Origin of the sequence: Streptomyces sp. WM6372 (assembly GCF_001279655.1) — a bacterium.
Classification (GTDB): Bacteria; Actinomycetota; Actinomycetes; order Streptomycetales; family Streptomycetaceae; genus Streptomyces.
Window position 1 is genome coordinate 99,480 of the sequence record NZ_LGDB01000200.1, and the last position, 13,359, is coordinate 112,838.

General features: G+C 71.2%; 12 protein-coding genes. 8 read left to right on the top strand and 4 right to left on the bottom strand.

Translation table 11 applies throughout. The features are described 5' to 3' along the window. Nucleotides 1-198 precede the first annotated feature (198 nt). The 7 genes from ADK52_RS24860 to ADK52_RS40470 all read left to right on the top strand — a co-directional run bounded on the left by ADK52_RS24860 (nt 199) and on the right by ADK52_RS40470 (nt 7,795). On the top strand, nt 199-1,266 hold the full coding sequence (locus ADK52_RS24860; RefSeq protein WP_053692057.1) for a BMP family lipoprotein: 1,068 nt from the start codon (nt 199-201) through the stop codon (nt 1,264-1,266). A 210-nt stretch (nt 1,267-1,476) separates the two neighbouring features. After that, on the top strand, nt 1,477-3,183 hold the full coding sequence (locus tag ADK52_RS24865) for an ABC transporter ATP-binding protein (RefSeq protein ID WP_420714931.1): 1,707 nt from the start codon (nt 1,477-1,479) through the stop codon (nt 3,181-3,183). Beyond that, nucleotides 3,180-4,295 (top strand): ABC transporter permease, encoded by a 1,116-nt coding sequence (locus ADK52_RS24870; protein WP_053692058.1) that lies wholly within the window; start codon nt 3,180-3,182, stop codon nt 4,293-4,295. The genes ADK52_RS24865 and ADK52_RS24870 overlap by 4 nt, the downstream gene beginning before the upstream one ends. Continuing rightward, complete coding sequence (locus ADK52_RS24875) at nt 4,292-5,557, top strand: ABC transporter permease (RefSeq protein ID WP_053692059.1); 1,266 nt, start codon at nt 4,292-4,294, stop codon at nt 5,555-5,557. The genes ADK52_RS24870 and ADK52_RS24875 overlap by 4 nt, the downstream gene beginning before the upstream one ends. Beyond that, nucleotides 5,554-5,952 carry a cytidine deaminase gene (locus ADK52_RS24880; protein WP_078988578.1) on the top strand — a complete coding sequence of 133 codons (399 nt, stop codon included), beginning with the start codon at nt 5,554-5,556 and terminating at the stop codon, nt 5,950-5,952. Before ADK52_RS24875 ends, ADK52_RS24880 begins: the two co-directional genes overlap by 4 nt. A 101-nt stretch (nt 5,953-6,053) precedes the next feature. Beyond that, on the top strand, nt 6,054-7,331 hold the full coding sequence (locus ADK52_RS24885; RefSeq protein ID WP_053692060.1) for a thymidine phosphorylase: 1,278 nt from the start codon (nt 6,054-6,056) through the stop codon (nt 7,329-7,331). 137 nt (nt 7,332-7,468) lie between these two features. Beyond that, the gene (locus tag ADK52_RS40470; protein ID WP_234344215.1) at nt 7,469-7,795 is read left to right on the top strand and encodes an STAS domain-containing protein; all 327 of its coding nucleotides are present in this window, start codon (nt 7,469-7,471) and stop codon (nt 7,793-7,795) included. Here ADK52_RS40470 and ADK52_RS24890 read toward each other — a convergent pair. The 3 genes from ADK52_RS24890 to ADK52_RS24900 all read right to left on the bottom strand — a co-directional run bounded on the left by ADK52_RS24890 (nt 7,682) and on the right by ADK52_RS24900 (nt 10,929). Further along, nucleotides 7,682-8,695, bottom strand: coding sequence for a sigma-70 family RNA polymerase sigma factor (locus ADK52_RS24890; protein WP_053692061.1), 1,014 nt, complete (start codon nt 8,693-8,695; stop codon nt 7,682-7,684). The two genes, ADK52_RS40470 and ADK52_RS24890, sit on opposite strands and share 114 nt — an antisense overlap. A 75-nt stretch (nt 8,696-8,770) precedes the next feature. Beyond that, nucleotides 8,771-9,466 (bottom strand): L,D-transpeptidase family protein, encoded by a 696-nt coding sequence (locus ADK52_RS24895; RefSeq protein WP_107090169.1) that lies wholly within the window; start codon nt 9,464-9,466, stop codon nt 8,771-8,773. A 179-nt stretch (nt 9,467-9,645) separates the two neighbouring features. Beyond that, nucleotides 9,646-10,929 (bottom strand): MFS transporter, encoded by a 1,284-nt coding sequence (locus ADK52_RS24900; protein WP_053692062.1) that lies wholly within the window; start codon nt 10,927-10,929, stop codon nt 9,646-9,648. A gap of 63 nt (nt 10,930-10,992) precedes the next feature. On the opposite strand from ADK52_RS24900, the gene ADK52_RS24905 reads away from it, so the two are divergent. Then, nucleotides 10,993-12,048 carry a LysR family transcriptional regulator gene (locus ADK52_RS24905; protein ID WP_234344218.1) on the top strand — a complete coding sequence of 352 codons (1,056 nt, stop codon included), beginning with the start codon at nt 10,993-10,995 and terminating at the stop codon, nt 12,046-12,048. Here the strand turns inward: ADK52_RS24905 and ADK52_RS44600 are convergent. Beyond that, nucleotides 11,997-13,031: a helix-turn-helix transcriptional regulator gene (locus ADK52_RS44600; protein ID WP_063783933.1), complete on the bottom strand. Its 1,035-nt coding sequence runs from the start codon at nt 13,029-13,031 to the stop codon at nt 11,997-11,999. The two genes, ADK52_RS24905 and ADK52_RS44600, sit on opposite strands and share 52 nt — an antisense overlap. Nucleotides 13,032-13,359 lie beyond the last annotated feature (328 nt).

The window sequence follows — 13,359 nt, forward strand, 5'->3', positions numbered from 1 at the left end:
CGCCTCCCGTCACACCTGTCCAGCCCTTGGTACGCAAGGGCTGGACGCCCGGGGAGTTACCGATCGGTCACTGTCCGATTCACGACGATCCGATAACGACTCATGAACGGCCCTTTAACTGACATCTACGCGCGTTACGATCGCCGCGAAACCAGCGCCGGTCGTGGCGCTTCGGTCAGGTTTTGAAGGAGCCTCCCCTTGCGCCGGATCACCAGGATCGCCACCGTGGGCATCGCGTCCGCGGCGCTGGCCCTCTCGGCCACCGCCTGTGGCGGAAAGAAGTCCTCGGACACCTCGTCCTCCCCGTCCTCCTCCTCCGCTTCTTCCGCGAAGTCGATCGCCATCGCGTACGACATCGGCGGCCGTGGCGACCAGTCGTTCAACGACGCCGCCTACGCCGGTCTGCAGAAGGCCGAGAAGGAACTGGGCGTCAAGGGCAGCGAGGCCGAGCCCACCGAGGGCGAGGGCGAGGCCGACAAGGTCCAGCGCCTCACCGAGCTGGCCCGCAAGGGCAACAACCCGGTCATCGGCGTCGGTTTCTCCTACGCCCCGGCCATCAAGAAGGTCGCGCCGAAGTTCCCGAACACCACGTTCGGCATCATCGACGACACCTCCGTCACCGGCCCGAACATCGCCAACCTGGTGTTCAACGAGGAGCAGGGCTCCTACCTGGCCGGCGTCGCCGCGGCCAAGGCCTCCAAGACCGGCACGGTCGGCTTCATCGGCGGTGTCGAGGTTCCGCTGATCAAGAAGTTCGAGGCGGGCTTCACCCAGGGCGTCAAGGACACCAACCCGAACGCCAAGGTGCTGAGCCAGTACCTGACCCAGCCGCCGAACTTCGACGGCTTCTCCAAGCCCGACCTCGGCAAGGCCGCGGCCCAGGGCCAGCTCGACGCCGGCGCCGACGTGATCTACGCCGCTGCCGGTCTCGCGGGCTCGGGCGCCATCGAGGCCACCGCCGGCAAGGGCAAGTGGGCCATCGGCGTCGACTCCGACCAGTACAACCAGGCCGGTCTGTCGAAGTACAAGGACCACATCCTGACCTCGGTCACCAAGGACGTCTCCGACGCGGTCTTCAACGAGATCAAGTCGGTCCAGGACGGCAAGCCGACCACCGGTGAGATCCGCTACGGCCTGGACAAGAACGGCGTCGGCCTGGCCGACTCCAACCCCGAGTACAAGAAGATGACCGACCTCACCGCCGCCGTGGAGAAGGCGAAGGCCGACATCATCGCGAAGAAGATCACCGTCAAGACCGCGCCGTAAGGCATCGTCTGACGTGCGATAAGTGGTCTCCGGGGTCCGGGAAGCGGTCTCTACCGCTCCCGGGCCCCGCCCCTGTTCCGTGTCGCTTGTGGCCACTTGGCCGCAAGTTTTCACTTTCGACAGTGCTACGCGCGTAGAGGCATCGTGGACGCGATACCGTCCTCCTCCCGCCCACCCGCCCGGCCGATCCTCGCCCTGCCCCCTGCCAACTTGGCTTTCCAGCTCCTTCCGCGCCAAGGAGAGTGCGTCATCAACGCGTCCAGCCCGCCCCCCGCCGTAGAACTTCACGGCATCACCAAGCGCTTCCCCGGCGTCGTCGCCAACAAGGACATCGCGATCACCGTCCGCAAGGGCACGGTCCACGCCCTCATCGGTGAGAACGGTGCCGGCAAGTCGACCCTGATGAAGATCCTCTACGGCATGCAGAAGCCGGACGAGGGCACCATCGCCATCGACGGGGAGCAGGTCACCTTCACCAACCCCGGCGACGCCATCGCCCGCGGCATCGGCATGGTGCACCAGCACTTCATGCTCGCCGACAACCTCACCGTCCTGGAGAACGTGGTTCTCGGCGGCGAGAAGCTCCACGGCATCGGAGCCAAGGCCCGCAGGAAGATCCTGGAGATCTCGGACGCGTACGGCCTCGGCGTGCGCCCCGACGCCCTGGTCGAGGACCTCGGCGTCGCCGACCGCCAGCGCGTGGAGATCCTCAAGGTCCTGTACCGCGGTGCCCGCACCCTCATCCTCGACGAGCCCACCGCGGTGCTCGTGCCGCAGGAAGTGGACGCGCTCTTCGACAACCTGCGCGAGCTCAAGGCCGAGGGCCTGACCGTCATCTTCATCTCGCACAAGCTGGGCGAGGTGCTGAAGGTCGCCGACGACATCACCGTCATCCGCCGCGGCACCACCGTCGGCACCGCCGACCCGAAGACCGCGACCACCAAGCAGCTCGCCGAGCTGATGGTCGGTGCGGAGCTGCCCTCGCCGGAGACCCGCGAGTCCACGGTGACGACCACCCCGATGCTCCAGGTCGAGAAGCTGACCGTCGCCGAGCACGGCATGCCCGTCGCCACCGAGGAGACCGTCCGCACGCCGGGCCTGTCGGACGCCAACGTGCCCGAGATCGTCGAGGCCGGCCGCCTCCTCCTCGACGGGATCACCTTCACGATCCACAAGGGCGAGGTCCTCGGCATCGCCGGTGTCGAGGGCAACGGCCAGACCGAGCTGATCGAAGCCCTCATGGGCATGCTCAGCCCGGACTCGGGTGTCATCACCCTGGACGGCACCGACATCACGAAGGCGCCGGTGCGCAAGCGCCGCGAGGGCGGCATCGGGTACATCCCCGAGGACCGCCACCGCCACGGCCTGCTGCTCGAATCCTCGCTGTGGGAGAACCGCATCCTCGGCCACGTCACCGAGGCGCCCAACTCCAAGCGCGGCATCATCGACCCGAAGGCCGCCCGCAAGGACACCGAGCGGATCGTGCGCGAGTACGACGTCCGCACGCCCGGCATCGAGGTCACGGCGTCCTCCCTCTCCGGCGGCAACCAGCAGAAGCTGATCGTCGGCCGCGAGATGAGCCACAACCCGAAGTTCCTCATCGCCGCCCACCCCACCCGTGGTGTGGACGTCGGTGCGCAGGCGCAGATCTGGGACGCCATCCGGGACGCCCGCCGCGACGGCCTGGCGGTCCTGCTGATCTCCGCGGACCTGGACGAGCTGATCGGCCTGTCCGACACCCTGCGCGTGATCTACCGCGGCCGCCTGGTCGCGGACGCCGACCCCGCGACCGTGACCCCCGAGGAGCTCGGCACCGCCATGACGGGCGCCGCCTCCGGGACCCTGGAAGCCACCGACAACCACTCCGCCGCCGGTACCGACGCTGGTACCGACTCCCCGGAGGACGAGGCCCGATGAAGAAATTCGACAAGGACCGGCTGCTCCTCGGCTTCGCCGGGCCCGCTCTCGCACTGGTCACCGCGTTCCTGCTGACCATGCTCGTGCTGGCCGCGACGGGCGTGGACCCGATCGAGCCGCTGCGCCTGATGGTGGAGAACGCCAGCTACGAGGACGTCCAGGTCCTCATCGTGAACCAGGCCGGCACGTACTACCTGGCGGCCCTGGCCGTGGCCATCGGCTTCCGGATGAACCTCTTCAACATCGGTGTCGACGGCCAGTACCGCCTCGCGGCGATGCTGTCCGCGGTGGTCGGCGCGGCCGTCACGCTGCCCGGCCCGCTGCAGATCCTGATGATCGTCGTCGTCGCCATGTGCGTCGGTGCGTTCTGGGCCGGTATCGCGGGCGTCCTCAAGGCCAAGCGCGGCGTCAGCGAGGTCGTGTCCACGATCATGCTGAACGCCATCGCGACCAGCCTGATCGCCTGGCTGATCCTGCCGAAGAACCTCGGCGTCCAGCCGGCCGGCTCCAACGACCTCACCACCGGTGACATCCCGGACTCCGGCTGGTTCCCGGCCGTGGACCTCGGTGAGGGCCTGGAGATCTACGGCTTCACCTTCCTCGCGTTCGCGCTGGGCATCGTCTACTGGTTCGTGCTCAACCGGACCCGCTTCGGCTTCGACCTGCGCGCCACCGGCGCCAGCGAGTCCGCCGCCCAGGCCTCCGGTGTGGACGCCAAGAAGATGATCATCACCTCGATGCTCATCTCCGGCGCCGTCGCCGGCCTCGCCGGCATGCCGGTGCTGCTCGGCGAGAGCCACACGTACAGCCTGGCCTTCCCGGTCGGTGTCGGCTTCACCGGCATCACCATCGCGCTGCTCGGGCGCAACAGCCCGATCGGCATCTTCTTCGCCGCCTTCCTGATGGCCTTCATCGACAAGGCCTCGGCCTCGCTCGACACGGCCGGGTACGCGAAGGAGATCGGCACGATCATGAAGGGCCTGATCGTGATCGCCGTCGTCGTCTCGTACGAGCTCGTCCGCCGCTACGGCATCCGCCGCCAGCAGCAGAAGGTCGGCGAGGAGCTGGCTGCAGGCCACGCCATCAAGACCGATAAGGAGGTCGCGGCGTGAGCACCAGCACCGTCTCCGCGACGAGCGCCGCCCCGAAGAAGGCGGGCGGCCGCAAGAAGCTCACCCTGCCGTGGATCATGCTGATCATCGCGGGCGGGCTCGCGCTCGTCTCGCTGGTCCGCGTGATCAGCGGCGCCAACGACCTGACCTCCATCGGCCAGGTCTCCGGAGCCCTCCAGCTCGCGGTGCCGATCGGCCTCGCCGGCCTCGGCGGCCTGTGGGCCGAGCGCGCGGGCGTCGTCAACATCGGCCTCGAAGGCATGATGATCCTCGGCACCTGGTTCGGTGCCTGGGCCGGCTACCAGTGGGGTCCGTGGACCGGCGTCGCGGTCGGCATCCTGGGCGGTGCCCTCGGCGGCCTGCTGCACGCGATCATCACGGTCACGTTCAACGTCAACCACATCGTCTCCGGTGTGGCGGTCAACATCCTCGCGCTGGGCTTCACCCAGTACCTGTCGAACTTCACGTTCGCGAACGCGCCCGGCGGCTCCTCCAAGCAGTCGCCGCGCGTCGAGGAGATCTACAAGATCACCGTGCCGGGGCTGTCCGACTGGATGGCCACGCTCCAGGCCAAGCACTGGTTCTTCGTCTCGGACCTCGCCGGCGTCGTCGGCGGCCTGGTGACCGAGCTCTCGCTGCTGACCGTCGTCGCCCTGCTGCTGATCCCGGGCACCTGGTGGGTGCTGTGGCGCACCACCTTCGGCCTGCGCCTGCGCTCCTGCGGTGAGAACCCCATCGCCGCCGAGTCCCTCGGCGTCAACGTCTACAAGTACAAGTACATCGCCGTGGTCGTCTCCGGCGCCCTGGCGGGTCTCGGCGGCGTGTTCCTGTCGATCGTCGCCAGCCCCATCTACCAGGAGGGCCAGACCGGCGGCCGCGGCTACATCGGTCTCGCCGCGATGATCTTCGGTAACTGGATGCCGGGCGGCATGGCGCTGGGCGCCGGCCTCTTCGGCTTCACCGACAGCCTCAAGCTGCGCGGTGGCGCCGAGAACGTCCACGCGATGCTGCTGCTCCTCGCGATCCTGCTGGTGCTGGTCTGCGCCTGGCAGCTGTACAAGAAGAAGCACTTCCAGGGTGCCCTCTCGGGCGTCATCGCCGGCGGCCTGTTCCTCTGGTACGCGCTCACCGACGCGGTCCCGAGCCAGTTCGTGGACGCGGCGCCGTACCTGACGACGCTGCTGGTGCTCGCGCTGTCCGCGCAGCGGCTGCGGATGCCGAAGGCGGACGGCATGCCGTACCGCAAGGGCCAGGGCAAGTGACGACGGCGATCCACCCCGACTGGGAGGCCCTGCGGGAGGCTGCCCGGGACGCCATGTCCCGGGCGTACGCCCCCTACTCGCACTTCCCGGTCGGGGTCGCCGCCCTCGTCGACGACGGCCGGATCGTCGTCGGCTGCAACGTGGAGAACGCCAGCTACGGGCTCAGCCTGTGCGCCGAGTGCGGGCTGGTCTCCTCCTTGCAGGCCACCGGAGGCGGCCGCCTGACGCACTTCACCTGCGTCGACGGCAAGGGCGACGTCCTCGTCCCGTGCGGCCGCTGCCGTCAGCTCCTCTTCGAGTTCGGTGGACCGGAGCTGCTGGTGGAGACCCCGAAGGGGATCCTTCCGCTGGCCGAGATGCTGCCGCAGGCCTTCGGGCCGGACCACCTGAGATAGCCGTGCCGACGGCCCTTCGCCCCTGCCGGGCGAAGGGCCGTCGCAATTCCCCCCTTCTCTTCTCTCTCCACCCTCTCTATGCGCGTAGAAGGAAGCACCACATGGACGTCATCTCCGTCATCCGAACGAAGCGTGACCGGGGCGAGCTGAGCCCCGAGCAGATCGACTGGGTCATCGACGCGTACACGCGCGGTGTCGTCGCCGACGAGCAGATGTCTGCGCTGGCGATGGCCATCCTGCTGAACGGCATGAACCGGGCCGAGATCAAGCGCTGGACCGCCGCGATGATCGCCTCGGGCGAGCGGATGAACTTCGACTCCCTGTCCCGCCCGACCGCGGACAAGCACTCCACCGGCGGCGTCGGCGACAAGATCACCCTGCCGCTGGCCCCGCTCGTCGCCGCCTGCGGCGCGGCCGTGCCGCAGCTGTCGGGCCGTGGCCTCGGCCACACCGGCGGCACCCTGGACAAGCTGGAGTCCATCCCCGGCTGGCGCGCGCTGCTCTCCAACGAGGAGATGCTGCACGTCCTCGACACCACCGGCGCGGTCATCTGCGCGGCGGGCGACGGCCTGGCCCCCGCCGACAAGAAGCTGTACGCGCTGCGCGACGTGACGGGCACGGTCGAGGCCATCCCGCTGATCGCCTCCTCGATCATGTCGAAGAAGATCGCCGAGGGCACGGGCTCGCTCGTCCTCGACGTGAAGGTCGGCACCGGCGCGTTCATGAAGAACATCGAGGACGCGCGCGAGCTCGCCTCGACGATGGTCGCCCTCGGCACGGACAGCGGCGTCAAGACGATCGCCCTGCTCACCGACATGTCCACCCCGCTCGGCCTGACGGCCGGCAACGCGCTGGAGATCCGCGAGTCGGTCGAGGTCCTGGCCGGAGGCGGCCCCTCCGACGTCGTCGAGCTGACCCTGGCGCTGGCCCGCGAGATGCTGGACGCGGCGGGCATCAAGGACGCCGACCCGGCCAAGGCCCTGGCCGACGGCTCCGCCATGGACGTCTGGCGCCGGATGATCTCCGCCCAGGGCGGCGACCCGGACGCCGCCCTCCCGGTGGCCCGCGAGCAGCACGTGGTCACCGCCCCCTCCTCGGGCGTCCTGACCCGCCTGGACGCGTACGGCGTCGGCGTGGGCGCCTGGCGCCTGGGCGCCGGCCGCGCGCGCAAGGAGGACCCGGTGCAGGCGGGCGCGGGCATCGAGCTCCACGCCAAGCCGGGCGACACGGTGGCCGCCGGCCAGCCGCTGATGACCCTGCACACGGACACCCCGGAGAAGTTCGAGTACGCCCTGGCCTCGCTGGAGGGCACGTACGACATCGCCCCGGCCGGCACGGCGTTCTCCGCCACGCCGATCGTCCTGGACCGCATCGCCTGACCTGCGGCCCCCTCAACGCGTCGGCGCGGCTCCCCGTCCGGAGCCGCGCCGGCGTTTTTCGTATGCGGACGGACGAGCCGTCGACGGGGCCGCCGATGAGTTCGGGCGGGCGCGGCAGTCATCCCCTCGTGGAGATCATGCGACTCGTGCTGCCCGGAGCCGAAGAGGCCTTGCGGGACGTGGAGGGGCTGTGCGTGCGCCTGGGGCAGCTGTACGAGGACGGGGCCGCCGCCGTGGAGTGCGACGCGGCCGCCGTCACCGCGCCCGGGCTCGGCGCCGTCGAGGTGCTGGCCCGGCTGCGGGTCGCCGCTCGGGGGCGGCCGCTGCGGGTGACCGGGGCCGGGCCCGGGCTACGCGCCCTGCTGGAACTCGTCGGACTCCACCAGCTGCTCGGGGAGGCCGAAGAGCGGGAACCACCGGGCGGTGTCCAGGAAGGCGTTGAGCCCCGTGATCCGCCCCTGTGAGATCTCCAGGACCTGGAGCGCCCACGGCACGTGCCCCGGCTTCCCGTCCTCCCGCGGCCGGTACTGGCCGAAGGCCGGCAGGCCGTTCGCCGTCGTCGGGACCAGGCGGGAGCCCTTGCAGCCGATGCCCTGGTTCAGATGCCAGGCCGCGATGTCCGCGGGCCCCTGGAGCCACAGGTCGAACGGCGGCATCGACAGCACCGCGTCCTCGTGCAGCAGCGTGGTCAGCCGCGAGATGTCGTAGGCCTCGAAGGCGGACAGGTACTGCTCCAGCAGCTTCACCTGCTCCGCGTCCAGCGGGTCCGCCGCGTCGCTCTCGCGCATCCGGCTCGCCGAGAGCGTCGCGCGGGCCCGCTGGAGGGCGCTGTTCACCGACGCCACCGTCGTGTCCAGCAGGGTCGCGACCTCGTCCGCCTTCCACGCCAGGACCTCGCGCAGGATCAGCACCGCCCGCTGCTTCGCCGGCAGGTGCTGGAGCGCCGCCACGAACGCCAGCCGTACGGACTCCTTCGCCAGCGCCATCTCCGCCGGATCGGCGGTCTGCGGCAGCACCCGCCCGTCCGGCACCGGCTCCAGCCACGTCACCTCCGGCCGCTCGTTGAGCACCGCGGACGCCTGGTGCTGCGGGGCGCTGAGGTCCATCGGGCGGGCCCGCTTCTTCCCCGCGCTCAGCAGGTCCAGGCAGACGTTCGTGGCGATCCGGTAGAGCCACGAGCGCAGTGAGGACCTGCCCTCGAACTTCTCGAAGCTGCGCCAGGCACGGACGTACGTGTCCTGCACCGCGTCCTCGGCGTCGAAGGAGGAGCCGAGCATGCGGTAGCAGTAGCCGGTGAGCTCGACCCGGTAGCGGTCCATCGCCGCGTCCAGGTCGGATTCGATACGCGTGGCGACGTCACTCATGGCTGTCTTCCCCCAGTAGGTCCGATATCCCGAAGCTACCCGAGGGGTCTGACAACGGCAGCCGGACGCCGCCCGCTACGTACCCGGCTTGCGGCCGTAGACGTACACGTCGTCCCCCTTGGCCAGCAGGTTCCAGTACGCCTTGGCGTCCGCGAGCCGCATGTTCACGCAGCCGCCCGACCCCGGCGGGTTCCACATGCTCTTGTCCACCGAGTGGAAGGCGATCCCGCCGTCGAAGAACTGCGCGTACGGCATCGACACGTCGTAGATCGTCGACCAGTGGTCGATGCTGCGGTAGTAGATCCGCTTCAGGCCGGTCCGGGTCTCGGTGCCGTCCTTCCCCGTGCGCACCGGCACCGGGCCGTACTTCAGGGCGGCGCCGTCCTGGATCCAGCTCAGCTGGCGGGTCAGGTCGACGCAGGCGATCCGGCCCAGGTCCACCGGGCAGTTCCCGTCCTTGTTCGGGGTCGTGCCGGCCGCCCGCTGCGCCAGCATGGTGCTCATCGTCTGCCAGGTGAGCGGCCCGGCGTACCCCGCGGTCGGGGTGATCCCGTGCTGCGCCTGGAACGCCTTGATCGCCTGGCAGTCGGCCGCGGACTGCGTCCCGTCGACCGGCCGCCCCAGGAACTGCTCCACCTGCCGCTGGTACGGCCCCGTGGTCACGTTGCACGAGCCGGCGGCCTGCGCCGCCCCGCCCCCGCCGACCACCAGCGGGACCGCGAGCACCACCGCCCCGCCGACCACCGCCGCCGCACGTCGTCCCGTACGCATCCACCCCGTACGCATCCGTCCCGTACGCATCCGCATCCATGTCATGTCGGACTCCCTCCCACCCCCACTCCTTCCCGGCGGGGAGGGGCAACGCGCCGGAGCCCGGGGCGGCTTGCGCCTCCGGGCTCCGTAATTCCGCTCATACCGATGCCGTATGCACCGATCCGTACACCGCCGTATCAGCGTGCGGCGGCCAGCGAGCCGTGACGCCGCTCGGCGCGCGCCGCGTGCGAGCCGTACAGGGTGATCGACACGACGCCGAGCACGGCCAGCAGCGCGATGCCCACCGTCGCCGCCCAGCCCGCCGAGTGGTAGGCGAGCGCGCCGAGCGTGCCGCCCGCGCTGGAACCCAGGTAGTACGCCGACTGGTACAGCGCCGAGGCCTGCGCGCGGCCCGACGTCGCGGTCCGGCTCACCGCGGCGGACGCCACCGCGTGGCCCGCGAAGAAGCCGGCGGTGATCAGGACCAGTCCGACGAGGATCGCGGCCAGCGAGTCCGCCAGCGACAGCAGCAGGCCCAGCGCGGTCGTGGTCACCGCCAGGTACAGCGCCCCGCGCCGCCCCGCCCGGGCCACCAGCTGCCCGGCGGCCGCCGAGGACACCGTACCGACCAGGTAGATCAGGAAGATCGACCCGATCACGCCCTGCCCGAGGGAGAACGGCTCGTCGACCAGCCGGTAGCCGATGACGGTGTAGACGGCCCCGAAGACGGTCATGAACAGCGCGCCGATCCCGTACAGGCGCAGCAGCAGCGGATCCCGCAGGTGCCCGGCGACGGTGCGGCCGACCGCGCGCGGGTTCAGCGAGGCCGCGCGGAAGAACCGGGCCCGGGGGAGCAGGACGAGGAACGCCGCCGCGCAGGCCAGCGCCATGACCCCGACGGCCAGCAGCCCGCCGCGCCAGCCCCACGCCTGGGCCGCCCAGCCGGTGACGAGGCGGCCGCTCATGCCGCCGATGGAGTTGCCCGCCACGAACAGGCCGATCGCGCCCACCAGCGCCTTCGGCTTGACCTCCTCCGCCAGGTACGCCATCGCGGAGGCCGGGATGCCGGCGATCGCCGCGCCCTGGACGGCGCGCAGCGCCACCAGCCACTCCAGGTTCGGCGCGAACGGTACGAGCAGGCCGACGCCGACGGCGACCACCATCGAGACCGTCATCATCCGCGTCCGCCCGAAGCGCTCGGAGAGCGCGCTGAGCGGCAGGACGAACAGGGCGAGGGCGCCGGTGGCCGCGGACACGGTCCAGCTGGCCTGACCCGCCGTCACCCCGAACCCGTCGGAGATCGCGGGCAGCAGCGCCTGGGTGGAGTAGAGGAGGGCGAAGGTCGCGAGGCCCGCGGCGAAGAGCGCGAGGCTCATGCGGCGGTAGCCGGGGCGGCCGGGGGCGTGGGCTTCCGGTGCGGCAGGAGACGACGGGGTGGAGGCACCCGTGGTGACAGGTGCCCCGGTATGAACGGGAGGCATGCAAAGACCGTAGACCCGCCCCGTTTCATGCGTCCAATGCACAGAATCGCGATAATCAATCCACTGGTGCATGACCGCAGCTCAGAAGGGTGCCTGTCAATGAACCGTTACGAAGAAGACATGGCAGTGACAGGTTTGCTGGCACCCCGCCTCGCGTACTTCGCCGCCGTCGCCCGCCACGAGCACGTCACCCGCGCCGCGCACGAGCTGGGCGTCCCGCAGTCCACCCTCTCCCGGGCCATGGTCCGGCTCGAACAGGACCTCGGCGTCACGCTGTTCGCCCGCAAGGGCCGCACCGTCGCCCTCACCACGGCCGGCCGGACCTTCCTCGCCTCGGCCGAGCGGGCCCTCGCCGAGATCGCCCGCGCCGCCGAGTCGGTGCAGCTGGACGCCGATCCGGCCCTCGGCAAGGTGGCGTTCGGCTTCCTGCACACCCTCGGCCCCGAGACCGTACCCGGCCTGATCCGCGCCTTCCGCGCCGACCACCCGCGCGTGCGCTTCTCCCTGGTGCAGAACTACGGCGAGGCCATGCTGGAGAAACTGCGGGCCGGCGAGCTCGACCTCTGCCTGACCTCACCGCTCCCGGACGCGCCCGACCTCGTCGCCCGCCGCCTCGACGAGCAGCGGCTGCGCCTCGTCGTCCCCGACGACCACCGCCTCGCCGGCCGCAAGCGCATCCGCCTCGCCGAGGCGGCCGAGGAAACCTTCGTCACCCTGGAGGCCGGCTACGGCCTGCGCCGCATCACCGACGACCTCTGCGCGGAGGCCGGGTTCACCCCGCGGGTGGCCTTCGAGGGAGAGGAGGCCGAGACCCTGCGCGGCCTGGTCGCGGCGGGTCTCGGCGTGGCCCTGCTGCCGCCCCCGGCCGTGGCCCGCCCCGGCGTGGTCGAGCTGACGGTGACGGCCCCCCGGGCGGTCCGCGAGATCGGAGTCGCCTGGCTGGACGGCCACCCCGACACCCGCCCGGTGGCCGAGTTCAAGCGCTTCCTCCTCTCCCGCCGCGGCCGCCTCATCCCGGAGCTGCACGGTGGGCACCTCGGGACGCCCGGGAGCCCAGGGAGCCCCGTTCAGGATCCGGCGCCGACCTCGGGATCCGGCGGGGCCGGGGAGAGCAAGTAGCCCGCCTGGAATCGGGACTTGGCGCCCACCGCCCGCATGATCTCGGCGATGTGGCGCTGGCAGGTGCGCTCCGACATGCCCAGCCTGCGCGCGATCACCTTGTCCTCCAGTCCCTCCGCGAGCAGCCGTACGATCAGCTGCCGCAGCTCGTCCGAGAGCGAGCGCGCCGCCTCCGGGCCCACCGTCGTCGGGAAGGGCTCCGCCGCCACCCACGAGCGCTCGAACGCCGCCGTCATGAAGTGCACCACCGCCGGCTCCCGCACCACCAGCGCCGCCCCGGCGCGGTCCGGCACCGACATCAGCCCCGTGTGCCCGTCGAAGACCAGCATCCGCATCAGCCCGTCGCCCAGCGTCCGCACCTGCGCGCCCAGCGCCGTCACCCGCTCCACGTAGGCCGCCGTGGGCCGCGAGTAGCGCGCCGTGTGCTGGTAGATCGTGCGCATCCGCACCCCGCGCGTCAGCAGCGACTCGTCCCGCCCGATGGCCTCTTCCAGCGTCTCCAACGGCCGGGCCCCGCCCGGCTGCGAGGCCAGCAGCTCCCGCCCGCACTCCGCGACCAGCTCCGCGATCAGCCCCCGCGCCGCCCCCAGGTCCGTGACCAGCTCCAGCTCCGCCCGCCCCGACCCGTTCCGTTCGAGGTGCGCCGCCCCCGCCTCGTACGCCGGGACCAGCGCCTCCAGCCGCCCGCGCAGCCGGTCCATCTCGTCGTGGGTCTCCCGTACGAGCAGGGCCAGCGGGGCCAGCGCCCGGGCCGCCGCCGCCCGCGGCGCGACCGCGCTCCACCGGTCCGGGCCGCTGCCGGGGGCCCGCTGGAGCAGGTGCGCCGCCGCCAGCTCGGTGATCGCCGCGGCCGCCCGCGCCCCGAGGTCCCCGGTCGCCTCGGCCTCGGCGAACGAGTGCCGCTCCACGGCGTACGCGTACAGCCGCCGGGCGGCGCGGCTCAGGTCGCCTCCGGACGGCGGTTCGGCTTCGTCGGCTGGCATGTGCATATTCGTCCCGGCTTGCGGATGTTTATAAACCCCTCGTGTTCCCGCAAGGCGGCAAGACGACGCCCGATCGGGCGCCGTGCACATATGCCGAACCGGCACAGTGGTCACACCGGGTGAAGGGGGAAACGCGGTGACGGGGGAGCGGGAGCGGGTACGCGGGACCGGGCGGGGGCCCATGGCGGTCCTGCTGGGCCCGCGCCCCGCCGTGGTGGCCGCCGCCCGACGGGCAGGCGCGCGCACCGTGGTGGTCGCGCCGGGTCCGCCGGTGCCGTCCGACCGTGAGGGGGCGGAGCGGCGGGTACCGGCTGACCGGCGCGACCAC

Coding starts and splice junctions, on each gene's coding strand:
- ADK52_RS44600 (WP_063783933.1), bottom strand. CDS start 13,031: ATGCCAGCCGACGAAGCCGAACCGCCGTCCGGAGGCGACCTGAGCCGC.
- ADK52_RS24900 (WP_053692062.1), bottom strand. CDS start 10,929: ATGCCTCCCGTTCATACCGGGGCACCTGTCACCACGGGTGCCTCCACC.
- ADK52_RS24870 (WP_053692058.1), top strand. CDS start 3,180: ATGAAGAAATTCGACAAGGACCGGCTGCTCCTCGGCTTCGCCGGGCCC.
- ADK52_RS24885 (WP_053692060.1), top strand. CDS start 6,054: ATGGACGTCATCTCCGTCATCCGAACGAAGCGTGACCGGGGCGAGCTG.
- ADK52_RS24895 (WP_107090169.1), bottom strand. CDS start 9,466: ATGCGTACGGGACGACGTGCGGCGGCGGTGGTCGGCGGGGCGGTGGTG.
- ADK52_RS24890 (WP_053692061.1), bottom strand. CDS start 8,695: ATGAGTGACGTCGCCACGCGTATCGAATCCGACCTGGACGCGGCGATG.
- ADK52_RS40470 (WP_234344215.1), top strand. CDS start 7,469: ATGCGACTCGTGCTGCCCGGAGCCGAAGAGGCCTTGCGGGACGTGGAG.